This is a genomic window from Pseudomonas sp. BF-R-30 (assembly GCF_019956175.1).
GTDB classification, from domain to species: domain Bacteria; phylum Pseudomonadota; class Gammaproteobacteria; order Pseudomonadales; family Pseudomonadaceae; genus Aquipseudomonas; species Aquipseudomonas jessenii.
This window is the reverse complement of sequence record NZ_JAHBDE010000004.1, coordinates 101267-124512: the sequence shown is the minus strand read 5'-3', so window position 1 is coordinate 124512 and position 23246 is coordinate 101267. Positions and strand designations below refer to the sequence as shown.

The 23246-nt window shown below is 60.2% G+C and carries 23 protein-coding genes; 6 read left to right on the top strand and 17 right to left on the bottom strand.

Annotated elements, in window-relative coordinates; genetic code table 11:
* Nucleotides 1-78: 78 nt before the first annotated feature.
* The 8 genes from KGB20_RS03180 to KGB20_RS03145 form a co-directional block, all read right to left on the bottom strand.
* A complete protein-coding gene (locus KGB20_RS03180) occupies nt 79-1089 on the bottom strand; it encodes a septal ring lytic transglycosylase RlpA family protein (protein WP_057713159.1) in 1011 nt (336 codons plus the stop codon).
* Entirely contained in the window at nt 1089-2099 is a 1011-nt protein-coding gene (gene mltB, locus KGB20_RS03175) for a lytic murein transglycosylase B (protein WP_223532014.1), read from the bottom strand. Before mltB ends, KGB20_RS03180 begins: the two co-directional genes overlap by 1 nt.
* Before the next feature lie 17 nt (nt 2100-2116).
* Nucleotides 2117-3220, bottom strand: coding sequence for a rod shape-determining protein RodA (gene rodA / locus KGB20_RS03170; RefSeq protein ID WP_173677931.1), 1104 nt, complete (start codon nt 3218-3220; stop codon nt 2117-2119).
* A gap of 31 nt (nt 3221-3251) precedes the next feature.
* The gene (mrdA, locus tag KGB20_RS03165) at nt 3252-5147 is read right to left on the bottom strand and encodes a penicillin-binding protein 2 (RefSeq protein ID WP_102670775.1); all 1896 of its coding nucleotides are present in this window, start codon (nt 5145-5147) and stop codon (nt 3252-3254) included.
* 10 nt (nt 5148-5157) lie between these two features.
* Nucleotides 5158-5625 carry a 23S rRNA (pseudouridine(1915)-N(3))-methyltransferase RlmH gene (gene rlmH / locus KGB20_RS03160; protein ID WP_008052376.1) on the bottom strand — a complete coding sequence of 156 codons (468 nt, stop codon included), beginning with the start codon at nt 5623-5625 and terminating at the stop codon, nt 5158-5160.
* A 9-nt stretch (nt 5626-5634) separates the two neighbouring features.
* Entirely contained in the window at nt 5635-6129 is a 495-nt protein-coding gene (gene rsfS, locus KGB20_RS03155; protein ID WP_007975896.1) for a ribosome silencing factor, read from the bottom strand.
* Nucleotides 6130-6202: 73 nt separating this feature from the next.
* Nucleotides 6203-6892, bottom strand: coding sequence for a nicotinate-nucleotide adenylyltransferase (nadD, locus tag KGB20_RS03150; RefSeq protein ID WP_150814340.1), 690 nt, complete (start codon nt 6890-6892; stop codon nt 6203-6205).
* 1 nt (nt 6893) lies between these two features.
* Nucleotides 6894-8165 (bottom strand): glutamate-5-semialdehyde dehydrogenase, encoded by a 1272-nt coding sequence (locus KGB20_RS03145; RefSeq protein ID WP_102670774.1) that lies wholly within the window; start codon nt 8163-8165, stop codon nt 6894-6896.
* Between the two features lie 189 nt (nt 8166-8354).
* Here KGB20_RS03145 and KGB20_RS03140 point away from each other — a divergent pair, with 189 nt between their 5' ends.
* Nucleotides 8355-9053, top strand: a complete 699-nt coding sequence (locus tag KGB20_RS03140; protein ID WP_150814341.1) for a DNA-3-methyladenine glycosylase — start codon at nt 8355-8357, stop codon at nt 9051-9053.
* A gap of 158 nt (nt 9054-9211) precedes the next feature.
* Nucleotides 9212-10528: a bifunctional DedA family/phosphatase PAP2 family protein gene (locus KGB20_RS03135; RefSeq protein ID WP_150814343.1), complete on the top strand. Its 1317-nt coding sequence runs from the start codon at nt 9212-9214 to the stop codon at nt 10526-10528.
* Between the two features lie 90 nt (nt 10529-10618).
* Here KGB20_RS03135 and KGB20_RS03130 read toward each other — a convergent pair whose 3' ends face one another.
* The 5 genes from KGB20_RS03130 to KGB20_RS03105 all read right to left on the bottom strand — a co-directional run bounded on the left by KGB20_RS03130 (nt 10619) and on the right by KGB20_RS03105 (nt 13520).
* On the bottom strand, nt 10619-10780 hold the full coding sequence (locus KGB20_RS03130; protein WP_191628334.1) for a hypothetical protein: 162 nt from the start codon (nt 10778-10780) through the stop codon (nt 10619-10621).
* Between the two features lie 491 nt (nt 10781-11271).
* Entirely contained in the window at nt 11272-11640 is a 369-nt protein-coding gene (locus KGB20_RS03120) for a hypothetical protein (protein WP_154910635.1), read from the bottom strand.
* Nucleotides 11641-11843: 203 nt separating this feature from the next.
* Nucleotides 11844-12434, bottom strand: coding sequence for an LON peptidase substrate-binding domain-containing protein (locus tag KGB20_RS03115; protein ID WP_046041675.1), 591 nt, complete (start codon nt 12432-12434; stop codon nt 11844-11846).
* Between the two features lie 10 nt (nt 12435-12444).
* Complete coding sequence (locus KGB20_RS03110; RefSeq protein WP_057713153.1) at nt 12445-13161, bottom strand: LrgB family protein; 717 nt, start codon at nt 13159-13161, stop codon at nt 12445-12447.
* Nucleotides 13158-13520 (bottom strand): CidA/LrgA family protein, encoded by a 363-nt coding sequence (locus tag KGB20_RS03105; protein WP_057713152.1) that lies wholly within the window; start codon nt 13518-13520, stop codon nt 13158-13160. The genes KGB20_RS03110 and KGB20_RS03105 overlap by 4 nt, the downstream gene beginning before the upstream one ends.
* Before the next feature lie 193 nt (nt 13521-13713).
* On the opposite strand from KGB20_RS03105, the gene KGB20_RS03100 reads away from it, so the two are divergent.
* The 3 genes from KGB20_RS03100 (at nt 13714) to KGB20_RS03090 (ending at nt 16672) form a co-directional block, all read left to right on the top strand.
* Nucleotides 13714-14169 (top strand): MaoC family dehydratase, encoded by a 456-nt coding sequence (locus KGB20_RS03100; protein ID WP_046041672.1) that lies wholly within the window; start codon nt 13714-13716, stop codon nt 14167-14169.
* A gap of 115 nt (nt 14170-14284) precedes the next feature.
* On the top strand, nt 14285-16003 hold the full coding sequence (locus KGB20_RS03095; RefSeq protein ID WP_150813913.1) for a C13 family peptidase: 1719 nt from the start codon (nt 14285-14287) through the stop codon (nt 16001-16003).
* A gap of 27 nt (nt 16004-16030) precedes the next feature.
* Nucleotides 16031-16672 (top strand): oxidoreductase, encoded by a 642-nt coding sequence (locus tag KGB20_RS03090; protein ID WP_057713149.1) that lies wholly within the window; start codon nt 16031-16033, stop codon nt 16670-16672.
* Nucleotides 16673-16842: 170 nt separating this feature from the next.
* On the opposite strand, the gene KGB20_RS03085 is transcribed toward KGB20_RS03090, so the two are convergent.
* The 4 genes from KGB20_RS03085 to KGB20_RS03070 all read right to left on the bottom strand — a co-directional run bounded on the left by KGB20_RS03085 (nt 16843) and on the right by KGB20_RS03070 (nt 21170).
* The gene (locus KGB20_RS03085; RefSeq protein ID WP_154910634.1) at nt 16843-17127 is read right to left on the bottom strand and encodes a YceK/YidQ family lipoprotein; all 285 of its coding nucleotides are present in this window, start codon (nt 17125-17127) and stop codon (nt 16843-16845) included.
* On the bottom strand, nt 17120-17752 hold the full coding sequence (gene ubiX, locus KGB20_RS03080) for a flavin prenyltransferase UbiX (protein WP_057713147.1): 633 nt from the start codon (nt 17750-17752) through the stop codon (nt 17120-17122). Before ubiX ends, KGB20_RS03085 begins: the two co-directional genes overlap by 8 nt.
* The gene (gene mpl / locus KGB20_RS03075) at nt 17749-19098 is read right to left on the bottom strand and encodes a UDP-N-acetylmuramate:L-alanyl-gamma-D-glutamyl-meso-diaminopimelate ligase (RefSeq protein ID WP_154910633.1); all 1350 of its coding nucleotides are present in this window, start codon (nt 19096-19098) and stop codon (nt 17749-17751) included. The genes ubiX and mpl overlap by 4 nt, the downstream gene beginning before the upstream one ends.
* A gap of 158 nt (nt 19099-19256) precedes the next feature.
* Nucleotides 19257-21170 carry a sigma-54-dependent Fis family transcriptional regulator gene (locus KGB20_RS03070; protein WP_154910632.1) on the bottom strand — a complete coding sequence of 638 codons (1914 nt, stop codon included), beginning with the start codon at nt 21168-21170 and terminating at the stop codon, nt 19257-19259.
* A gap of 299 nt (nt 21171-21469) precedes the next feature.
* Here KGB20_RS03070 and KGB20_RS03065 point away from each other — a divergent pair, with 299 nt between their 5' ends.
* A complete protein-coding gene (locus tag KGB20_RS03065; RefSeq protein WP_034148108.1) occupies nt 21470-22990 on the top strand; it encodes an aldehyde dehydrogenase family protein in 1521 nt (506 codons plus the stop codon).
* Nucleotides 22991-23246: the final 256 nt, after the last annotated feature.

The window sequence follows — 23246 nt, the reverse complement described above, 5'->3', positions numbered from 1 at the left end:
GGCTTTTGTTCTTCAACGAGTCAACAACCTGGTTCGCCCCCCAATACCGCAGACGAACCGTCAATCAAGCTCTACGTGTTACTCCGTGACCACACTCGGCGAACCGAGATTGGCCAGGCGCACACTGTTCTGCACTTGCTGGATTTCACCCGGCGATCCGATCGGGCCCATGCGAACCCGATGCAGGGTCTGCTGATTGCGCACGATCGAGCTGATGAACACCGGAGCGCTCACCATCCCGCTGAGCTTCGATCTCAGGAGTTCTGCAGCGTCCGGGTTGGCGAACGCGCCCACCTGCAGATACTGGCCAGAGGCTGCTACAGAAGCGTTTTTTTTTGCATCGAGCTGCACGGGCACCACCGCGGCGGCGTGTTGCTGCGGCGGCGGCGTCCATTGCTCGACGGTGCCGGCCGAAGCCGTGATCACCGGGGCGCTATTCTGCGCGACTTTCGGTTCGTTGAGCATTAATGGTGCCGGACGGCCCTTGGCGGCCCACCATTGCTGCGGATCGATGCCTTCGACCTTGACCCGCGCGGTGCCGGTTTCGGCGTAACCGAGCTTCTTGGCGGCAGCGTAGGACAAATCGATGATGCGGTCCGAATAGAACGGCCCGCGATCGTTGACGCGCAGGATCACCGACTTGTTGTTGTCCAGGTTGGTGACCCGGACGTAACTTGGCAGTGGCAGAGTCTTGTGGGCAGCGCTCATGCCGTACAGGTCATAGACTTCGCCGTTGGCGGTGTTCTGGCCGTGGAACTTGGTGCCGTACCAGGACGCCGTGCCCGACTGCACGTAGGTCTTTGACTCCTGCAGCGGAAAGTAGGTTTTGCCCAGTACCGAGTAAGGAGCGGCCTTGTACGGGCCGGTGTGCAGGGTCGGCGTGGCGTCCGGGATACGCGAAACATCGACATCCCACCATGGCGCGCCATCCTTGTGGGCGCGGTTGATGTCCAGCCCCGGCGTCGTGCGCACAGCGGTGCTGCTGGTCTTCTGGGCCGGCGCACGGCTGGTCGAACAACTGGCGACCAGCATTGCCAACGCGGCGAATGCCATCAGCTTCAGGGGTTTATTGATAGGCAATGCCCGCATTACTTGACGCCCCGTGCTTGGACCAGCTGTTCAGACAGTTGATGTACGGCCATGGCGTACATCACGCTGCGGTTATATCGCGTGATCGCGTAAAAATTCTTCAGGCCCATCCAGTACTCGGAGCCATTGTCGCCTTCCAGGCGGAAAGCAGTAACCGGCATATCATCGCGCAGCGCATCATGACTTGACCACCCCAGGGCTCGCAACTCCCCTACGGTTTTCGTCGGTTCGATACCGGTGGTAAAACCTTCGTCGACCTGATCGCCGCGGACATCGGCGCGGCTGACTACCGGTTCGCCGGCGACCCAGCCATGGCGCTTGAAGTAACTGGCGACACTGCCAATGGCATCATCCGGATTGGTCCAGATGTTGATATGGCCATCACCGTCGAAATCCACTGCATAAGCGCGGAAACTGCTCGGCATGAACTGCGGCAATCCCATTGCGCCAGCGTAGGAGCCTTTGAGCGTCAACGGATCGACCTGCTCTTCGCGGGCCAGTAGCAGGAACTCACGCAACTCCTTGCGGAAAAACTCGGCACGGGGAGGATAGTCGAAACCCAGGGTCGACAAGGCATCGATCACCCGGAAATTTCCGGTATTACGGCCGAAAAAGGTTTCAACACCGATGATCGAGACAATCACCTGGGCCGGCACGCCGTACTCCTGCTCGGCACGAGCCAACACCGCTTCGTGCTGGCGCCAGAAATCCACACCCCGGGCTATGCGCGCATCGGTGATGAACATCGGGCGATACTCGCTCCACTGCTTGACCCGTTCGGCAGGTTTGGAGATGGCGTCCAGAATCGACTGCTTGCGCTCGGCTTCACGGAACACACCCATCAATTGTTCACCGGCGAAACCGTAGTCGCGGGTCATTTCACCGACGAATTCGGCCACCTGGGGTGAGCCTTCGTAGTCGCCGGCCAACGCTTCCTGCATGGTGCCAAGGATGCTTACCAGGCTGACCCATGGCGCGTATCGAGTCGCCCAGCCACGCATTACTCGCATCGAAAATTTCACCTTATTCAAACCTGCGCGATCCACTTGCGATGGGTATGGATCGACATCAAAACCCCAAACGCTGACAGTAGCGTCACCAGCGAAGTTCCTCCGTAGCTAATGAACGGCAACGGCACCCCCACCACCGGCAACAGGCCACTGACCATACCGATGTTGACGAAAACATAAACAAAAAACGTCATGGTCAGGCTGCCCGCGAGCAACTTGCCGAACAATGTCTGGGCCTGGGCGGTAATCACCAGGCCGCGGCCGATCAACAGCAGGTAGATCAGCAACAGCGCGCAGATCCCCACCAGGCCGAACTCTTCACCCAATACGGCAATAATGAAGTCGGTATGGCTTTCCGGCAGGAAGTCCAGGTGCGACTGGGTGCCCAGCAACCAGCCCTTGCCGAACACACCACCGGAGCCGATGGCGGCCTTGGACTGGATGATGTTCCAGCCGGTGCCTAGCGGGTCACTTTCCGGGTCGAGGAACGTGAGGACGCGCTGCTTCTGGTAGTCGTGCATAACGAAATACCACATGGCCACGGACACCGGCACGGCGGCAGCGAGCACGCTGAGGATCCAGCGCCAGCGCAGCCCCCCCATGAACAGCACGAAGGCGCCCCCCGCCAGAATCAGCAATGAAGTGCCGAGGTCGGGCTGACGCACGATCAGGATGAATGGCAAGCCGATCAGGAACAGACTCACCCCCACATGCTTGAGTTGCGGCGGCAAGGTGCGCTTGGACAGGTACCAGGCGATGGTCGCCGGCATCAGGATCTTCATGAACTCCGAAGGCTGGAAGCGGATCACCCCGGGAATGTTGATCCAGCGGGTAGCGCCCATGGCGTTGTGACCCATGATGTCGACGACTACCAGCAACAGCACGCCGATCACATAACCCACCGGGACCCAGCGGGCCATGAAGCGTGGCTCGAACTGGGCGATGACGATCATCGACACCAGGCCGATGCCGAAAGAAGTGGCTTGTTTGGCCAGCAGATCCCAGCTTTTGCCACTGGCCGAATAGAGTACGAACAGGCTGCCGGCCGCCAGGGTCAGCAGCAGGATCAGCAACGGGCCGTCGATGTGCAGGCGTTGCAGCAGCGTCGCACGGCGACGCATCACATCCTCACTGGAGAGCATGCGATCGAAGTTATTCATCACGGGCGGTAGCCTCTGCACTGATAGGGCTGGCGTATTCGGGCTTCAACCGACCGTCCTGGTCCAGGAGCCAGGCATCCATGATTTGGCGCACCACTGGCGCGGCGACGCCGGAGCCGGACTCGCCGTTCTCGACCATCACCGACACCACGATTTTCGGGTCGTCGGCCGGCGCAAAACCGACGAACAGGGCGTGGTCGCGATGGCGCTCCTGAACCTTGGAGCGGTCATACTTCTCACCCTGCTTGATCGCGACCACCTGGGCCGTACCCGACTTGCCAGCGATCCGGTATTGCGCGCCGATAGAGGCTTTGCGCGCCGTACCACGGGCACCATGCATAACCTGCTGCATGCCGTGGTTGACCTTGGCCCAGTCCGAGGGGTCGCGCAGGATGATGTCCGGCATCGGATTCTCATCCACCGGTTTCACGCCCTCGATGGTCTTGGCCAGGTGCGGACGGTTCCAAACGCCTTTGTTGGCGACCAGGGCGGTGGCCTGGGCCAGTTGCAACGGGGTCGACTGCATATAGCCCTGGCCGATCCCCAGAATCAGCGTTTCACCCGGGAACCACGCCTGCCGGCGGGTCGCACGTTTCCATTCGCGGGACGGCATCAACCCCGGCGACTCTTCGAACATGTCCAGGGAGACTTTCTGGCCGATGCCGAATTTGGTCATGTATGCCGACAGCCGATCGATCCCCAGCTTGTGGGCCAGGTCATAGAAGTAGGTGTCGTTGGAACGCATGATCGCCGTATCGAGATCGACAAAACCGTCACCGGTGCGATTCCAGTTACGATATTTGTGATCGTAGTTGGGCAGCATGTAGTAACCCGGGTCGAACACTCGCGACGACGCCGTCACCACGCCCGCGTCCAGACCGGCAATCGCCACCGCGGGCTTGATGGTCGAACCCGGCGGGTACAGGCCACGCAGCACGCGGTTGAACAGCGGCCGGTCGATGGAGTCGCGCAGCTCGGAATAGGCCTTGAAGCTGATGCCGGTGACGAACAGGTTCGGGTCGAAACTCGGTTGGCTGACCATCGCCAGCACTTCGCCGGTTTTCGGGTCCAGCGCTACTACCGCGCCACGACGACCACCGAGCGCTGCTTCGGCGGCTTCCTGCAATTTGATGTCCAGGCTCAGGACGATGTCCTTGCCGGGAATCGGATCGGTACGCTTGAGCACGCGCAGTACGCGGCCCCTGGCGTTGGTCTCGACTTCCTCGTAACCCACCTGGCCGTGCAATTCAGGCTCGTAGAAACGCTCGATGCCGGTTTTGCCGATGTGGTGGGTGCCGCTGTAATTGACCGGGTCCAGCGACTTGAGCTCTTTCTCGTTGATCCGCCCCATGTAGCCCACCGAGTGAGCAAAGTGCGCCCCCTGGGGATAGTGACGAACCAACTGCGCGACCACTTCCACGCCCGGCAGGCGGAACTGGTTAACGGCGATCCGGGCGATCTGCTCTTCGCTCAGCTCAAACAGGATCGGCACCGGCTCGAACGGCCGGCGCCCCTGACGCATGCGCTTCTCGAAGATCACCCGGTCTTCGGGCGTCAGTTCCAGCACTTCGACGATCACGTCGAGCACCTGCTGCCAGTCGCCGGAACGCTCGCGGGTCATGCTCAGGCTGAAACTCGGCCGGTTATCGGCAATCACCACGCCGTTGCGGTCGAAAATCAGCCCGCGAGTCGGCGGAATCGGCTGCACGTGGACGCGGTTGTTTTCCGACAGGGTCGAGTGGTACTCGTACTGGATCACCTGCAGGAAATACAGACGCGCGATCAGCACCGCAATCAGCGCCACCACTGCAATGGCCCCGAACACGACGCGACCACGCACCAGACGGGCGTCTTTTTCGTGGTCCTTGATGCGGATCGGCTGGGACATGAGGGCAGAACTACTTGTGGTAAGGGTGACCGGACAGCACGGTCCAGGCACGGTACATCTGTTCGCCGATCAGGATCCGCACCAGCGGGTGCGGCAAGGTCAGCGGCGACAACGACCAGCGCTGGTCAGCCCGGGCACAGACTTCCGGCGCCAGCCCTTCGGGGCCACCGACCATGAAGTTGACAGTGCGCGAGTCCAGCCGCCAGCGATCGAGCTCGACCGCCAGTTGCTCGGTACTCCAGGGCTTGCCATGGACTTCGAGAGTGACAATCCGCTCGTTCGGCCCGACCTTGGCCAGCATGGCTTCGCCTTCCTGACGGATGAAACGGGCCACGTCGGCGTTCTTGCCACGGGTATTGAGCGGAATTTCCACCAGTTCCAGCGCCAGCTCGGACGGAAGACGCTTGGCATATTCATGCCAGCCTTCTTCCACCCACTTGGGCATGCGTGAACCGACGGCGATCAGTCGCAGTCGCACGGCGGTCCCTTATTCCTGGTCTTTGTTGAGCTTGTTGAAGTGCTCGTGACCAACTTCAGGGCTGTGGTGCTTGCCATCGGCCGCACGGCTCTGCTCGGCACCTTTCCACAGGCGCTCAAGGTCGTAGAACTGACGGGCGTTGGAGGTCATCATGTGAACGATCACGTCGTCCATGTCCAACAGCACCCAGTCGCTGTCGCCCTTGCCTTCTTCACCCAGCGGCTTGATGCCCAGGGCTTTGACGGCCTCGCGAACCTTGTCCAGCATCGCGCCGATCTGGCGGTTGGAGGTACCGGTGGCGATGATCATGTAGTCAGTGATGCTCTGCTTGTCGCGAACATCAATCACCAGCACATCCTGGGCCTTGACGTCTTCAAGGGCGGCTACGGCGATCTTGACCAGCTCGTCGCCTTTAGGCGGCTCGGCGGCGAGGACCTTTTCCGGCAGCGGGGCACTCTTGAATGTGCCTTTGCGTTTTACTTTGCTTTCGTTGTTGCTCGTCATATAAAACTCGTTTTGCTCGTTTGTTCGGGCGCTTCAATACACGTTGTTGCCACGTGCCTTGAGGCACTCCTATTCAGTTCGACGCACGGTAGAGTCCGTGCGCATCGATGTAGGCCAGGACCGCGTCGGGCACCAGGAAACGTACCGACTTACCGCTGGCCAGCAGTTGACGGATCTGGGTGGCGGATACCGCGAGCGGTGTCTGCCAGACGAATGCAATCTGTCCGCTCGGCCCTTTGAGGGCCAGCGGGTCGCTCACCGAGCGCGCTGCCAGCAGGTTGCGCAAGGCATCCGGCGGTTCGCTGTCGGCATCCGGGCGTTGCAACACCAGGATATGGCAATGCTGGAGCAACTCTTCCCAGCGGTGCCAAGTGGGCAGGCCGCAAAAAGCGTCCCAGCCCAAAAGCAGAAAAACCTGGTCGGATACGGCCAGTTCGGCGCGCATCAGTTCCAGGGTATCAATGGTGTAGGACGGTTTGTCCCGCTGCAATTCGCGGGCGTCCACCACCAACGGCGCCACACCGGCCACCGCGCACTCGACCATCGCCAGACGGTCTTTTGCCGACACCTGCGGCTTGTCCCGATGGGGCGGCCTGGCACTGGGTGTCAGGCGCAACTCATCGAGCGCAAGTGTTTCGGCGACTTCCAGCGCACCGCGCAAATGGCCGATGTGCACCGGGTCGAACGTTCCGCCCAGGACACCAATGCGGCGAGGGGCTGGCTCGCTGACGGTGACCGGGGCTGACGGGTCGAATTCGCCCAAGTCAGACCGGCTCCTGTCCGCGCAACTGCCCGTCGCCGACCACGATGTACTTCTCGCAGGTCAGTCCCTCGAGGCCCACCGGGCCGCGGGCGTGCAGCTTATCAGTAGAAATGCCGATCTCGGCACCCAATCCGTATTCGAAGCCATCTGCGAAGCATGTCGGGGTATTGATCATCACCGACGAGGAGTCGACTTCAGCCACGAAACGCCGGGTGTCGCCCTGGTGTTCGCTGACAATCGAATCGGTGTGATGGGAACCGTAATGATTGATGTGCTCGATGGCCTGTCCCAGTCCGTCGACCACACGGATCGACAAAATCGCCGCCAGGTACTCGGTGCTCCAGTCTTCTTCGGTAGCGGCCACGGCATCGATGATTGCCCGGGTACGCTCGCAACCGCGCAGCTCGACGCCTTTTTCGCGGAACTGTGCCGCCATCGCCGGCAGGAACTCCCTGGCGACGGTTTGATCGACCAGCAGCGTTTCCATGGCGCCGCAGATGCCATAACGGTAAGTCTTGGCATTGAACGCGATGCGCTGTGCCTTGGCCAGATCGGCGTGTTCACTCACGTAAACGTGGCAGATGCCGTCCAGGTGCTTGATCACCGGGACACGGGCATCACGGCTGACGCGCTCGATCAGGCCACGACCGCCGCGCGGCACGATGACATCAACGTATTCAGGCATGGTGATCAGCGCGCCGACGGCAGCGCGATCGGTGGTTTCGACCACTTGCACCACCGCGGCCGGCAGATCGGCCTCGGCCAGGCCACGCTGAATGCAGGCGGCGATGGCACGATTGGAATGAATGGCCTCGGAACCGCCACGCAAGATGGTCGCGTTACCGGACTTCAGGCACAGACTGGCCGCATCGATGGTCACGTTCGGTCGCGACTCGTAGATGATTCCGATCACGCCCAGTGGCACGCGCATCTTGCCAACCTGAATACCGGACGGACGGAAGCTCATGTCACGGATTGCGCCGACCGGGTCCGGCAGGGCTGCCACCTGACGCAGGCCGACGATCATGCCGTCGATACGCGCCGGGGTCAGAGCCAGGCGCTCAAGCAGGGCCGGCTCAAGACCATTGGCGCGACCGGCAGCCAAATCCTGTTCATTGGCCGCCGTCAGCTCGGCTCGGGCAGCGTCCAGCGCGTTGGCGGCGGCCTGCAGGGCGCGGTTTTTCTGCGCGGTACTGGCACGGCCGATCACGCGGGAAGCTTCGCGGGCAGCGCGACCCAGGCGGGTCATGTAGTCAAGAACGGACTCAGTCATGGTCTGGCGTGGTCTTTGATTAGGTCTTGGTAAAGAGTAAAGCGACAGATTATAGCTGTCGCGCCCACCGACTAACAGCGGTGACGGGCGGATGGTCGAAATGGAGGGCAAATTGCCGATGTTCAGCCGGGATTAAGCTGCAAATTGTTATCATCACGACTCATTCAGCCCTGACAAATGCCGGTCATCATGTCCAATCTGACTGTTCGAGCGTCCGCCGCGAGCCTGCCCACGGGCCTCCCGGACGCGTTTTTCGACCGTGACGCGCAAGTTCTGGCCCGGGATTTACTGGGCAAAGTCATTCGCCATCGAGTGGGCGACCTGTGGCTCAGCGCCCGAATTATCGAGACCGAGGCCTACTACTGCGCGGAAAAGGGCAGCCACGCATCCCTCGGCTACACAGAAAAGCGTAAGGCTTTGTTTCTGGATGGCGGCCACATCTATATGTATTACGCTCGGGGCGGCGACTCACTGAACTTCAGTGCTCAAGGGCCGGGAAACGCGGTACTGATCAAATCCGCCTACCCGTGGGTCGATCAATTGAGCGGGCCGGCCAGCCTGGCGCAGATGCTACTGAACAATCCCGATTCCCAGGGCCACCCTCGCCCGTCACAAAAACTCTGTGCCGGGCAAACCCTGCTCTGCAAGGCGCTGGGCCTGAAAGTGCCGGTATGGGACGCCAAACGCTTCGACCATGAAGTGCTGCTGGTAGAACACGTCGGGCAGACGCCCGCCCACATCATCCAGACCACGCGTCTGGGCATTCCCCACGGGCGCGATGAACACCTGATGTACCGCTTCGTCGATGCGACCTACGCGGCTTATTGCACGCGCAACCCGCTACGACGGGGACAGGTCGAAGGTCGCGATTATTTTGTACTGTCCTGAGACCGATCCGGATTTTGAAACTGAAGGAATCTTCTGTAGGAGCGAGCCTGCTCGCGATGAGGTCAGCACAATCAACATCGCCGTTGACTCAAAGTGCGCTATCGCGAGCAGGCTCGCGCCTACAAGTAGAAAATTGAACATTTGATGGAGTGGTTTTTATGGGCCCATGGCTCGATAGCGTGACCGGATGGTTGGCGGCCAACCCGCAATGGCTGGCGGCAGCGGTGTTCATCGTGGCCTTTGTGGAATGCCTGGCGATTGCCGGACTGATCGTTCCCGGCACGGTGCTGCTGTTCGCCGTGGCGGTACTGGCAGGCAGTGGCGCGCTGACGCTCAGTGAGACGCTCTTGCTGGGTTTCATCGCCGGGGTGCTGGGCGACGTCATTTCGTATTTTCTGGGACGGCACTTCCATCAGAACATCCGGCGCCTGCCGGGCTTGCGCCATCATCCGGAATGGATCGCCGGAGCCGAGTCATACTTCCAGCGCTACGGCATCGCCAGCCTGCTGGTTGGGCGCTTTATCGGCCCCTTGCGGCCAATGCTGCCGATGGTGGCCGGAATGTGCGACATGCCTTTCCCGCGTTTCTTCGCTGTCAGCCTGTTGGCTGGCGCGGGTTGGTCGTTGGCTTATCTGATGCCTGGCTGGGCCACGGGCGCGGCAATCCGCTTGCCATTGCCCGAAGGCTTCTGGCTCCAGGCCGGGGTTGTTGTCGGCAGCATTGCTGTGATGGTCGGTTTGAGCGCAACCAGTAGCCTGCGCCGGCATCGCAATGCCACGATGTTCATCACCGGCATGAGTTTTCTGATTCTGGCAGGGTTGTTTATCGGCTATTCTCATCTGAGCGCGCTCGATCAGGGCGTGATGACACTGGTGCAAGAGCATCGCAATCCGATGCTCGATGAAGTAGCCGTAGTCTTCACACTGATCGGCGAATTCCGCAACATGCTGGCGTTCAGTGCTTTGCTCGTAGTGCTACTGGTGATCGCCAGGCAATGGCCGCAAGCGATCTTCGCCTCCAGCACCTTGCTCTGCACAGCACTGGCCAACACCGCGACCAAACACTTCTTCGCTCGCGTACGTCCGGAAGTCCTGAGCGATCCACTGACCAGTTACAGCATGCCAAGTGGTCACGCCTCGGGTTCTTTCGCGCTGTTTCTAACCCTCGCCGTACTTGCCGGGCGTGGACAACCGCCACGGATGCGATTGACCTGGTTACTACTGGGTTGCATACCAGCCTTGGCGATTGCCCTCTCCAGGGTTTACCTCGGCGCGCATTGGCCGACGGATGTATTGGCGGGTGCAATGCTGGCGGCCTGCGTCTGCGCAGCCAGCCTCTGGCTGAATCAACGTCAGGCACCACTGAACGCAATGCCGCCCAAGGTCTGGTGGCTGCTGCTACCGGCGTTGGTGGCCCTGTTCGGCTTCTTCGTATTGCGGCATTTGCCCCATACGATGTTGCGATATGCCTACTAAAAAGAGTGCAGATTTATCTCGACCGCTCATAAAAAAAGAACCCCGACCAATATGACGGGGTTCTTTTTGAACGCGTTCAGCTAATTGTAATCAGGCACGTTGACGTTTACGCATTTCCAGAATCAGTGCATCAGCGAGCCGGCCTGCTGCAATTGCAGTATCCTCGAAGGATTGCCCCATACTTGCATGTTTGAGCATGTAACCTACAGCGGCCGCTTCCCATGCCGCGCGCTCATTGGAGAAAATAGTCATCATTGAAATCCTTTTGATATTTTGAAGTAACCCGCTTCATGCGGGCAATCCCAAATTAATCAAAACACCGGCACCCAGCAATGCTGGCAATCGTGTGCAATGTTTGCCAAATGCTGCTCAGGTAAACAACTCCCCCTGCAACTCATCCAGTAACGCCTGAATCGCATTCCGTCGCTGCTGCGGATCATCGAGTTGCAGCAGGTCGAACTAGCCCGTTCGAAGATCGCGATTACTTTGTGTTGAGCTGACTGAGTCGGACCTGAAGTAAAAACGAATCCTGTGTATGGGGGGGGGGCTTGCCCGCGAAGGCGGAGAGTCAGGCGATATCAGTATCGACCGAAAGAGCCTCTTCGCGGGCAAGCTTGCTCCCACAGGGTGTTATGGAGTTTTTGAAGCCTGCATTCGTCCCTTGACGCAAATGGAACATCAGCCCACAACACGTCATTCAAGGAATCGCTTTACCATCAACTACCAGAAAACCATATTACGACTTAGCTCCCGAATGGAAAGCTTGGCAGTTCCGAACCTTCCGTGCCGCGATACTTCGCAACGGCTGTGTCGGCATTTTTGGCAACGCGGCCGGCAATGACAACATAGTCTTCAAGTTTCCAACGAACCTCTGTCGAAAACTTGATCATAGCGTCCCCTACATAACTATCCCAAAGCCGCTGCTCATAATTATCACGATCACCATTCAGGCCCGAACGGCGCACCAGGATCAACGCATTGGCCGCATTGAATGCAGAGTCCGCGGCAAACTGAACTTCGCCCTGCGGTGATTGCGCAGAAACATAGTTGACCATGATTCGAGAAAAACACAACTCCCACAAAGCACGCTCAGCACCAGTAAAATTTTTCATAATAACAGCTCCTTATATATGTAACGCCCGCCTCATGCAGACGCAGAAAATATAATCGCCACTGCGTGAACACTCAATACAAGCCATCACTTTTAGTTATTAGAAATAAATACAGACTCAGCCAGCGAACCTACAATAAACTTCAAAAACAATGCCATTAAAAACAACATACAGCCAAGCCATCGGAAGTTCGCCAAAATCACTCAGGCAAACAACTCCCCCTGCAACTCATCCAGCAACGCCTGAATCGCATCCAGTCGTTGCTGCGGATCATCAAGTTGCAGCAGATCAATCTTGTCCAGTTCCGCGAAAGGCAACAGGTACGCCAATTGATTGGCCAGTGATTGTTGCCCGGTCGCCTCAGTACCCATGTTCAACGCTTCGACCATCGGGTGCTCAGCCAAGGCCTTGAGCAACGCAACCAGGTCGGCATCTTCGTCCTGCAAGGGTTGCTCGGGTTCGTCTTCCAGCCACTCGACCTCGGCGACGGTCAACTGATCGCGCTGGACTTCCGTTCGTAATACATGGAAACGCCGTCCGCCCTGAACCCGAATCCCCAGCAGGCCGTTGTCCTGTTGCTTGAAATCGGTGATCAGCGCCTCACACCCGACCAAGGCGTAACCCGCCGGGGCGATCCCGACTTCCTCACCCTCGAGGATGCACACCACGCCGAACCCGCCGCCCTGCTTCATGCAGCGGCCGATCATGTCCAGATAGCGCGCCTCGAAGATCTGCAAGTCGAGGATGCAGCCTGGAAACAGCACTGTATTGAGCGGAAAAAGCGGCAGACTCATAGACATTTCCTTACACCACCATCGACACCGCCAACGGCAGGAGCACCGCCGTGGCCACACCCATCAGGCTCATCGCCAGCGCCGCGAAGGCGCCGCACTCTTCACTTTCCTGCATCGCCACTGCAGTGCCGACCGCGTGGGCCGTCATGCCCAGTGCCATACCCCTGGCTTCCGGGCTATGCACACCCAGCCGGGTCAACAACGCCGGGCCGAAAATCGCGCCGATCACACCCGTAATCAAGACGAACACTGCTGCCAGCGCCGCGACACCACCGATCTGCTCGGCCACCAACATAGCGATAGGCGAAGTCACCGATTTCGGCGCCATGGTCATCAGGATCATGTGCTCGGCACCGAACGACCAGCCCAGCAACACGCCCATCCCCGTGGCCACCACCCCGCCTATCACCAGCGTAGTAAATATCGGCCAGAACAACTGCCGAATCCGTCGCAGGTTGAGATAAAGCGGCACCGCCAGCGCGACAGTGGCCGGGCCGAGCAGGATGCTGAGAATCTCGGTGCTCTTGCGGTACTCGGCATAGGTCAGGCCGCAGCCCACCAGCACGCCGATCACCAACAACATGGAAACCAACACCGGCTGCAAAAAGATCCAGCGGGTTTTCTCGAATGCCGCCAGGACGAGTTGATAGGCGCCAAGAGTAATGCCGATACCAAACAGGGGATGATGAATCACCGACGTCCAGGCGCCGTGCCAGTCGAAGATCATTGGCTGTCCTCGGAGTGAGCGTGCCCCTTGACCATACGATGCATCAGCACCCCGGCGAAGGCCATGGAAAGCAGCAGCGACAATACCAGCGCACCGACAATGGCCCAGAAATCCGCCGCGATGTCAGCGGCGTAGACCATCACGCCCACAGCCGGCGGCACCAGCAACAGGGGCAGGTAACGCAACAGGCTACTGGCCGCCAGGTTCAGCGGCTCGCCAACCTGCCCGCGACAGATGAGGTACACCAGCAACAGCAGCAACCCCACAATCGGCCCCGGCAGCACCGGCAAGAACAAATGATTGAGCGCAGTGCCGAGCAATTGGAACAGCACCAGCCACGTCAGGCCCCGTAACAACATCAAAGTTCTCCCGCAAAATCCGTCACCCGCATTGGCCGGGCATTATAAGCATGCTCGCGCTATAGACCGGCATTCGCCAAAAGCATTGTCAGTTGACCGCTGCGTTTGGCCATGTTGATCTAAAGTAGTAAGCCGGGAGGTCAGATCCCCGCAAGCCAAAACTATAAAACCGATGAACCCAAGGAGAGTCTCAATGCCCTATGTTCCAGTTGCGGAGCTCAAAGATTATGTCGGCAAGGAACTTGGACGTTCCGAATGGCTCACTATCGATCAGGACCGCATCAACCTGTTCGCCGAAGCCACAGGGGATTTTCAGTTCATCCACGTCGACCCGGTCAAGGCCGCGCAAACGCCATTTGGCAGCACCATCGCTCACGGCTTCCTGTCGTTGTCGCTGATCCCGAAACTGATGGAAGACATCCTCGTCATGCCCGAAGGCTTGAAGATGGTGGTCAACTACGGACTCGACAGCGTGCGTTTCATCCAGCCGGTCAAGGTCAATTCGAAAGTGCGCCTGAAAGTCGACCTGACCGAAGTCATCGAGAAGAAACCCGGCCAATGGCTGCTCAAGGCCACCACCACCCTGGAAATCGAAGGTTCGGACAAACCGGCGTACATCGCCGAACCCCTGTCTCTGTGCTTCGTATAAACCTTGCCGGATGCGAAGCAGCTCATGCTGTTTCGCGCCCTCACGCGGAACCTCACCCTATATTAAGGACACATAGCTGCGGCATACTCCCTCGCCTAATTGCCCGGAATCCGCTATGCGCCCACTTGCACTCCTTGCCTTGACCTTGATGCTCACCGCTTGCGGCGACGGCGAATCGCCATTTCCTCCTGACGCCCGCCTGCCGGACGGCGGACGCTATCGCGGTGACCTGGTCAATGGCTTGCTGCAAGGCAAGGGGCGTATCGACTACCCGAACGGCAGCTGGTACGCCGGCGAATTCGACAAGGGCCAGTGGCAGGGCCAGGGCGAATGGCATGGCAGCAATGGCGAAGTCTATCGCGGTCAGTTCAATCAGGGACTGTTCGACGGCCAGGGGGCATTGACCACCAACGCCAGCAGCTACAGCGGCGGCTTCAAGGCCGGCCGGCGCAACGGCGAAGGCACCCTCAAAGAAAACGGCATGAGCTATCGTGGAGAGTTCAAGGCCGATCAATACGCCGGCCTGGGTCGCCTCGAACTCGAAGACGGCAGCTCCTATCAGGGCCAGTTCGCCCACGGCAAACCCAATGGCGAAGGCCAGCGCGGCGACGGCAACGGCAATCAGTTCACCGGGCACTTCGTCGACGGTCAGCTGGAAGGCAACGGGACTTTCAACAGCGCCGACGGCGACATCTATGTCGGCAGCTTCAAGAACAATCAACTGCACGGCAAAGGCCGCTACGAAAACGCCGACGGCGATGTCTGGCTGGGACAGTTCAAGGAAGGCTCGCTGAACGGCAAGGGCGAGTTGATCGGCACTGACGGCAGCCACTACATCGGCCAGTTCAATGACTGGCGTTTTTCCGGCCAGGGCCGCCTGAACCTGTCCGACGGCAGCTTTTACACCGGCCAGTTCGACAACGACAGTTACCAAGGGCGCGGCACATTGGTGTTGACCGATGGCACCGTGCTCAGCGGCACCTGGATCAACGGCCAGCGCGTACGCGACACCGAGGGCAAATTATTGCCCGACACCCTGGAGCTCGGCCTGCTGGCCCAGGGCCGCCTGCTCGACGCAGCGCTGGCCAACGTTCCACACTCGACGCCGGCGGTGGAGCTGTATTCGTTGAGCCTGGGGGGTGATGGCAAGCAAAGCGTGTTTCTGCGCGAATCCGACTACGTCGCCAACATGCTCACCACCCGTTTTGGCACCCTTGGCCAGATCCGCCTGGTGAACCATCGTGACCACCTCGCCGACCGCCCGATGGCTACCCGGGAAAACCTGCGCCGGGCTGCCCTGACGCTGGCCGAACGCAGCGGTCCGGAGGACCTGATTTTCATCTACCTGACCAGCCACGGCACCAGCGAACACGAACTGGTGCTTGACCAGCCACGCATGGAATTGGCCGATCTGCCAGCCGACGAATTGGCCGCTGTTCTCGCCCCCCTGAAAAACCGCGACAAGATCATCGTGATTTCGTCCTGCTACTCCGGCGGTTTCATTCCCGCCCTCAAGGATGAGCGGACCCTGATCATGACGGCCTCGCGGGCCGACCGAGTGTCCTTCGGTTGTTCGGAGGAAGCCAACTTCACTTATTTCGGAGATGCCCTGTTCGCCCGGGCCCTGAACCAGACCGATGACCTGGAACAAGCCTTCAAACTGGCCAAGGCCACTGTCGCCGAACGTGAGCTGGCGGACGGTTTCGAAGCGTCCGAACCACAGATCTGGGCACCGAAAACCGTCCTCTCGCATTGGCAACTCCTGCGCAAACAGCAGGCACGAAAAGCGCTGCAAAGTGCGTCCATCGAAAGCAAGGATGCAAACAGCAACTAAGCTGAATAGTATCAAGGGAGAAACACTATGTACTTGACGCCTCAGCACGTATTGCTTGCCGGAGCCACCGGCCTGACCGGTGAACATCTGCTTGATCGCCTGCTTAACGAGCCGACGATTACACGGGTATTGGCCCCCTCACGCAGGCCATTGGCCGAGCACCCGCACCTTGAAAACCCCGTCGGCGACCCGGCGGAGTTTCTGCCGCAGCTGAACGGCCGTGTCGACATCGCCTACTGTTGCCTGGGCACCACCATCAAACAGGCAGGCTCGGAACAGGCGTTCCGCGCGGTGGACCTGGACATGGTCGTGGCCTTTGCCAAACGCGCACGGGAGATGGGCGCACGGCACCTGATCGTGATCAGTGCTCTGGGAGCCGATCGCAGATCCTCGATTCTCTACAACCGGGTCAAAGGCGAGATGGAGTACGCACTGCGCGCGCAGGACTGGCCGCAGCTGACCATCTGCCGCCCTTCGCTGTTGCTGGGTGATCGCACCGAGCCGCGACTGGGCGAGAAAGTCGCCGGCCCGTTATCTCGGCTGATCCCTGGTAAATACCATGGTATCGAAGCCTGCCAACTGGCTCGTGCGATGTGGCGCCTGGCACTGGAAGAGCAGGACGGGATCAGAATTGTCGAGTCGGATGAGCTGAGGAAGTTGGGCAAGTAAACCGCGAACCTGTGGCGAGGGGGCTTGTCGAAACACCGCACCGCCCCGTTCGGCTGCGTAGCAGTCGTAAATATGGAACTCGCGATGTATCAGAAAAATTGAGATGGCCGGTTTTGGGGCTGCTTCGCAGCCCAACGGGGGCAAGCCCCCTCGCCACAAAAGCGCTATACCTACAATCCACCCGTCGCCTGAAAACTCACCCCCATCACCGTCAGCAACGACAGCGGCAACAGCAGCGTGTCGAGCAACGCACTGGCCGGCAGATCAACGCCCGGATAGCTCGGTGCTTCGGCGCCGAATCGGTCCATCGCACAGCACCCACCGTTCATTGCGTACAAATCCAGGCGAGTCCCGGCGTACACCACCGGCGCCCCCGGCTTGGCCGCATCGAGGGTGCGCGCCGTGGCGCACCCGGCCAATTGCAGCGCCAGCAACATCACCAGTAGCTTATTCATCGCTGGTCAGATGATGCTCGCCCCAGCGCGGCAACATGTCCTGAGGAATATTGAGCACGTTAAGGATCCGCGCCACGACAAAGTCGATCAGGTCATCGATGGTTTGCGGTTGATGATAGAAGCCCGGCGATGCCGGCAGAATCGTCACGCCCATGTTCGACAACTTGAGCATGTTCTCCAGATGGATGCTTGAATACGGCGCTTCACGGGGTACCAGGATCAACTGCCGACGTTCTTTAAGCGTCACGTCGGCGGCACGCTCGATCAGGTTGTTGCAGGCACCGGTGGCAATAGCCGACAGAGTGCCGGTGGAACACGGCACCACCACCATCGCCGCCGGCGAACCGGAGCCCGAAGCCACCGGCGACATCCAGTCTTCCTTGCCATACACGCGAATCTGCCCGGCGGCAGCCCCCGTGTATTCGGTGAGGAACGCCTGCATCATCTGCGGCTTGGCCGGCAGCGTGACGTCGGTTTCGGTGGCCATCACCAATTGCGCTGCCTTGGAAATCAGGAAGTGCACTTCACGATCTTCCCGCACCAGGCAGTCGAGCAGGCGCAAACCGTACTGAGCACCGGAAGCGCCGGTCATCGCCAGGGTGATGCGGTCCGGGCCGTTGTTCATTTTAGCGCCTCGGCGAGTTTACCGTGCAGGCCGCCGAAGCCGCCGTTGCTCATGATCACCACGTGAGTGCCTGGTTGCGCCTGACTCTTCACGCGTTCGATGATGCCTTCCAGGGAGTCGCTGACAATCGACGGCACGGTGCACAGCGCCGCCGTGGCCGCCAGGTCCCAGCCGAGGTTGGCCGGGGCGTACCAGATCACCTGATCGGCATCGACCACGCTTTCCGGCAATCCGTCGCGGTGCGCGCCAAGCTTCATGGAGTTGGAACGCGGCTCGATGATCGCGATCAACGGCGCATCGCCGATGCGTTTGCGCAGGCCATCCAGCGTGGTGGCAATGGCGGTCGGGTGGTGAGCGAAGTCGTCATAAATGGTGACGCCACCCACTTCCGCGACTTTTTCCATCCGGCGCTTCACGCTTTTGAAGGCGCTCAACGCGGCGATACCCATGGACGGCACGACGCCGACGTGGCGCGCCGCGGCCAGGGTAGCCAGTGCGTTGGCGACGTTGTGCTGACCGGTCATGTCCCACTCGACCACGCCTTGGGAAACACCTTCAAACATCACTTCGAAGACCGAGCCGTCTTCGCTGAGCAACTTGACCTGCCACTGGCCGCCGGCACCCGTGGTCTGCACCGGAGTCCAGCAGCCCATCTCGATGACACGCTGCAGCGCCGGCTCAGTGGTCGGATGAATCACCAGGCCTTCGCTCGGAATGGTCCGCACCAAGTGATGGAACTGCCGCTCGATGGCCGGCAGGTCCGGGAAGATGTCCGCGTGATCGAATTCGAGATTGTTCAGGATTGCCGTGCGCGGGCGGTAGTGCACGAACTTGGAGCGTTTGTCGAAAAAGGCGCTGTCGTATTCGTCGGCTTCGATGACGAAGAACGGCGTGCCACCCAGGCGCGCCGACACCGAGAAATTCTGCGGCACGCCACCGATCAGGAAGCCCGGACTCATGCCCGCGTGTTCCAGCACCCAGGCCAGCATGCTGCTGGTGGTGGTCTTGCCGTGCGTACCGGCAACCGCCAGTACCCAGCGACCTTGCAGCACGTGATCGGCCAGCCATTGTGGGCCGGAGACGTAGGGCAGGCCTTTGTTCAGCACATACTCCACAGCCGGGTTGCCCCGGGACATGGCGTTGCCGATCACCACCAGATCAGGGGCCGGATCGAGTTGCGCCGGGTCGTAGCCTTGGGTCAATTCAATACCCTGGGCTTCCAGTTGAGTGCTCATCGGCGGATAGACGTTGGCATCGGAGCCCGTCACGTGATGGCCCAGCTCTTTGGCCAGAACCGCCATTGACCCCATGAAAGTGCCGCAGACACCAAGAATATGAATGTGCATAGTCGACCTCGTAAAACATGGCCGCAGGTTAGCTTAGGGAGGGGAAAATCGCACCTGATGTTTCAGAGTTGAGGGCGCCTTCGCGAGCAAGCCCTCTCCCACAGGGACCGCGTGTACCCTGTGGGAGCGGGCTTGCTCGCGAGTGGCCGCGACACGGATTACCGGGCGATACCGTGTTTACGCAGCTTCCGATAGAGGGTATTGCGACTGACCCCCAGCTGCTCCGCTGTGTGCGTCATATGCCAGCGCGTCTGCTCCAGCGCCGTGAGTAGCGCCAGCCGCTCGGCATCTTCCAGCGGATGCTCCGAAGCTTCTTCAATCGTCGACACTACCGGCCGCGCCTGGCGAATCATCGCCGGCAAATCCTCCAGGCCGATCCGCCCGTCCTCACACAGTGCTGCCAACGTACGCAGCACATTACGCAACTGCCGCACGTTACCCGGCCAGGCGAACCCCAATAAGGCCTCCCGCGCCGGCCCGTCGATCAATACGGTTTCTCCGCCCGCCTCCTCGGCCAGCAAAAAGTCGAGCAACCGGGATTTGTCGCTACGATCACGCAAGGCCGGCAACGCGACTTCCAGCCCGTTGAGCCGGTAATACAAATCCTCACGGAAGCTGCCGTCCTGCACACGATCCAGCAACTTACGGTGAGTGGCACTGATGATCCGCACATTCACCGATTCCGGCTCGCCGCCGATCGGTACCACTTGTCGGTCTTCGAGCACCCTCAGCAAACGCGTCTGCAAGGCCAGTGGCATGTCACCGATTTCATCGAGGAACAAGGTCCCGCCATCGGCCTGTTGCAACTTGCCGCGCATACCCTCCTTGCGTGCACCGGTAAAGCTGCCGCCGCGATATCCGAACAACTCGCTTTCGATCAGGCTTTCGGGAATGGCTGCGCAATTGAGGGCGACAAAGGCTTTCTCCGCCCGCTGGCTGGCGTGGTGCACCGCTTTGGCAAAGGCCTCCTTGCCGGACCCGGTTTCACCGTTGATCAGCAGCGGTACGTCGCGCTCGTAGACGCGCAAGGCTTTGCGGAAGTCCGCCTGCAACGTTGCGTCATCCAGGCAAATGCCCGACAGGCGCGGTGCTTGTGCAACCTTGGCCGCTGGCACCAACGGAGTTGGCAGCGGCCGCCGTGCCTCACCGCGCAATACCGCAAACAGCTTGCGACCATCACGGGTGCGCAACGGCCAACTGGCGGCGGCATTGGTGCTCGCGCAACCGAGCAACTCATCGAGCGAGCAATCGAAAAACGCCTCCACCGGCTTACCCAGCAAGCCGCCGCGAATATGTCCCAGCAGGTTCAGCGCACTCTGGTTGACCGCGCAAATGCGCCCTTCCCCGTCGAACGCCAGCAGCCCTTCGCTGAACAGACCGACGGACTCGGCTTGCAAGTGAAAACGCAACAACCATTGGTTGTCGAAGCAGCGCAGGAAGTAGCAGCTCTCGATCATCTTCGCCGACAGGTTGACCAGTGCCATGGTGTGGAACTGGCTTTGCCGCGACACATCGCGCCGCGCCGACGACACGTCGAGCACCGCCAGCAATTCGCCATGGGGATCGAACACCGGGCTCGCCGAGCAGGTCAGGCCGGTGTGGCGGCCGCGAAAGTGTTCGTCCTGATGGATGGTCAGCGACTGACGCTCCACCAGACAGGTGCCGATACCGTTAGTGCCTTCGCAGGCCTCGCTCCAGTCGGCCCCGAGCCAAAGGCCGGCGCGCTCGAAGATCTGGCGTTCGGCGGGCGCGGTGACGCAGTTGAGGATCACGCCGCGGGCGTCGGTCAGCAGCACTGCATGGCCGGCGCCGGAGAGCTGTTGATGCAGGCTGGTCATTTCATTGCCGGCGATGTGCAGCACTTGCTGCAAGCGCTCGCGGCTTTCCAGGACACGACCATGTTCCAGCACCGTCGGCGCGATGCTCAGGGCCGGATCGAGGTGATAGTCCTCAAGGCAGCGCAGCCAGGAACGGGCGATGGACGGATCGCTACCCGGACCGTGCAGGTGGGTCTTGCCCTGGGTCACCGTCAATACTTGCTGGGCATGGCGACTCAAATGGTTGTCTTGCATTTCTTATTATTCTCCCCGGGGCTCGGCGACCCGTGCATGAGGTGATGCCGAGCATCCTCCAGCCCGGCCCGCATTGCAATGCCTGCAAGACCGGCTGGTCACAAGCTGTGCCACAAAGGGTACAAAGTGTCACCCAGGCTGTACCGAAAGCGTCACAGGCGGTACCCGCCCGTCCGACAAAAACCTCGCAAGGCCTTGATTTACCTGACATGCAAGGCACTGGCCCGCCCCTTGCTCTACGCTTAAAGCAAGCGCACATGCGCGACTCCCTATAAGCACAAAAGCAAGGAGAGACCACCATGCGTTACGCTCACCCCGGTACTGAAGGCGCTATCGTTTCGTTCAAAGCCAAATACGGTAACTACATCGGCGGCGAGTTCGTCGCGCCTGTCAAAGGTCAGTACTTCACCAATACCTCGCCAGTGAATGGCCAACCGATTGCCGAATTCCCCCGCTCCACGGCCGAAGACATCGACAAGGCCCTGGACGCTGCCCACGCGGCGGCCGATGCCTGGGGCGCCACGTCCGCCCAGGCACGTTCGCTGGTGCTGCTGAAAATCGCCGACCGCATCGAACAGAACCTCGAACTGCTGGCGATCACCGAATCCTGGGACAACGGCAAAGCCGTTCGCGAAACCCTCAACGCCGACATCCCTCTGGCCGCCGACCACTTCCGCTACTTCGCCGGTTGCATCCGCGCCCAGGAAGGCAGCGCCGCCGAAATCGATGGCAACACCGTGGCCTATCACATTCATGAACCGCTTGGCGTGGTCGGGCAGATCATTCCGTGGAACTTCCCGATCCTGATGGCCGCCTGGAAACTCGCCCCGGCGCTGGCTGCCGGCAACTGCGTGGTGCTCAAACCCGCCGAGCAAACCCCGCTGGGCATCACCGTGCTGGTCGAACTGATCGGCGACCTGCTGCCGCCGGGCGTGCTGAACATCGTGCAAGGCTTCGGCAAAGAAGCCGGCGAAGCCCTGGCCACCAGCAAACGCATCGCCAAGATTGCCTTCACCGGCTCGACCCCGGTCGGCTCGCACATCATGAAATGCGCGGCCGAAAACATCATTCCGTCCACCGTGGAGCTGGGTGGCAAGTCGCCGAACATCTTCTTCGAAGACATCATGAAAGCCGAACCATCCTTCATCGAGAAGGCCGCCGAAGGCCTGGTGCTGGCATTCTTCAACCAGGGCGAAGTCTGCACCTGCCCTTCCCGGGCGCTGGTGCAAGAGTCGATCTACGACGAGTTCATGGCCGTCGTGATGAAAAAAGTCCTGCAAATCAAACGTGGCGACCCGCTGGACACCGACACCATGGTCGGCGCCCAGGCGTCCGAACAGCAATTCGACAAAATCCTTTCGTACCTGGAAATCGCCAAGGGCGAAGGCGCCGAGTTGCTGACCGGCGGCAAGGTGGAAAAACTCGAGGGCAACCTGGCGAGCGGATACTACATCCAGCCGACGCTGCTCAAGGGCACCAACAAAATGCGCGTGTTCCAGGAAGAAATCTTCGGCCCGGTGGTGAGCATCACCACCTTCAAAGACGAAGCCGAAGCCCTGGCCATCGCCAACGACACCGAGTTCGGCCTGGGCGCCGGCCTCTGGACCCGCGACATCAACCGCGCCTACCGCATGGGCCGCGCCATCAAGGCCGGTCGGGTGTGGACCAACTGCTACCACCTGTACCCGGCGCACGCCGCGTTCGGCGGGTACAAGAAGTCCGGCGTCGGTCGTGAAACCCACAAGATGATGCTCGACCACTATCAGCAGACCAAAAACCTGCTGGTGAGCTACGACATCAATCCGCTGGGCTTCTTCTAAAACCGGGGGCGACACAGGTAACTCTGTGTCGCCCTTTCTACCGCCTTCGCGAGCAAGCCCGCTCCCACAGGTTTTTGTGGTGAATCCAGCTGTTGAGACCTGACACAGAACCCTGTGGGAGCGAGCTTGCTCGCGATAGCGACTTAAATGACACAACACAAAAGGCTGGCCGCTCTGGCACGGGCCTTGCGTACCCGTCATTCAGGAATTGCACCCAACCCGTCGCACCCGAAAGTCCAAAAGATCGAACAATAAA

Coding starts and splice junctions, on each gene's coding strand:
- KGB20_RS03085 (WP_154910634.1), bottom strand. CDS start 17,127: ATGAATAAGCTACTGGTGATGTTGCTGGCGCTGCAATTGGCCGGGTGC.
- KGB20_RS03180 (WP_057713159.1), bottom strand. CDS start 1,089: ATGCGGGCATTGCCTATCAATAAACCCCTGAAGCTGATGGCATTCGCC.
- mltB (WP_223532014.1), bottom strand. CDS start 2,099: ATGCGAGTAATGCGTGGCTGGGCGACTCGATACGCGCCATGGGTCAGC.
- KGB20_RS03095 (WP_150813913.1), top strand. CDS start 14,285: ATGCGCCCACTTGCACTCCTTGCCTTGACCTTGATGCTCACCGCTTGC.
- KGB20_RS03120 (WP_154910635.1), bottom strand. CDS start 11,640: ATGAAAAATTTTACTGGTGCTGAGCGTGCTTTGTGGGAGTTGTGTTTT.
- rsfS (WP_007975896.1), bottom strand. CDS start 6,129: ATGACGAGCAACAACGAAAGCAAAGTAAAACGCAAAGGCACATTCAAG.
- mpl (WP_154910633.1), bottom strand. CDS start 19,098: ATGCACATTCATATTCTTGGTGTCTGCGGCACTTTCATGGGGTCAATG.
- KGB20_RS03100 (WP_046041672.1), top strand. CDS start 13,714: ATGCCCTATGTTCCAGTTGCGGAGCTCAAAGATTATGTCGGCAAGGAA.
- KGB20_RS03070 (WP_154910632.1), bottom strand. CDS start 21,170: ATGCAAGACAACCATTTGAGTCGCCATGCCCAGCAAGTATTGACGGTG.
- KGB20_RS03145 (WP_102670774.1), bottom strand. CDS start 8,165: ATGACTGAGTCCGTTCTTGACTACATGACCCGCCTGGGTCGCGCTGCC.
- KGB20_RS03090 (WP_057713149.1), top strand. CDS start 16,031: ATGTACTTGACGCCTCAGCACGTATTGCTTGCCGGAGCCACCGGCCTG.
- KGB20_RS03130 (WP_191628334.1), bottom strand. CDS start 10,780: ATGACTATTTTCTCCAATGAGCGCGCGGCATGGGAAGCGGCCGCTGTA.
- ubiX (WP_057713147.1), bottom strand. CDS start 17,752: ATGAACAACGGCCCGGACCGCATCACCCTGGCGATGACCGGCGCTTCC.
- KGB20_RS03065 (WP_034148108.1), top strand. CDS start 21,470: ATGCGTTACGCTCACCCCGGTACTGAAGGCGCTATCGTTTCGTTCAAA.
- KGB20_RS03140 (WP_150814341.1), top strand. CDS start 8,355: ATGTCCAATCTGACTGTTCGAGCGTCCGCCGCGAGCCTGCCCACGGGC.
- rodA (WP_173677931.1), bottom strand. CDS start 3,220: ATGCGTCGCCGTGCGACGCTGCTGCAACGCCTGCACATCGACGGCCCG.
- KGB20_RS03110 (WP_057713153.1), bottom strand. CDS start 13,161: ATGATCTTCGACTGGCACGGCGCCTGGACGTCGGTGATTCATCATCCC.
- KGB20_RS03105 (WP_057713152.1), bottom strand. CDS start 13,520: ATGTTGTTACGGGGCCTGACGTGGCTGGTGCTGTTCCAATTGCTCGGC.
- mrdA (WP_102670775.1), bottom strand. CDS start 5,147: ATGTCCCAGCCGATCCGCATCAAGGACCACGAAAAAGACGCCCGTCTG.
- KGB20_RS03135 (WP_150814343.1), top strand. CDS start 9,212: ATGGGCCCATGGCTCGATAGCGTGACCGGATGGTTGGCGGCCAACCCG.
- KGB20_RS03115 (WP_046041675.1), bottom strand. CDS start 12,434: ATGAGTCTGCCGCTTTTTCCGCTCAATACAGTGCTGTTTCCAGGCTGC.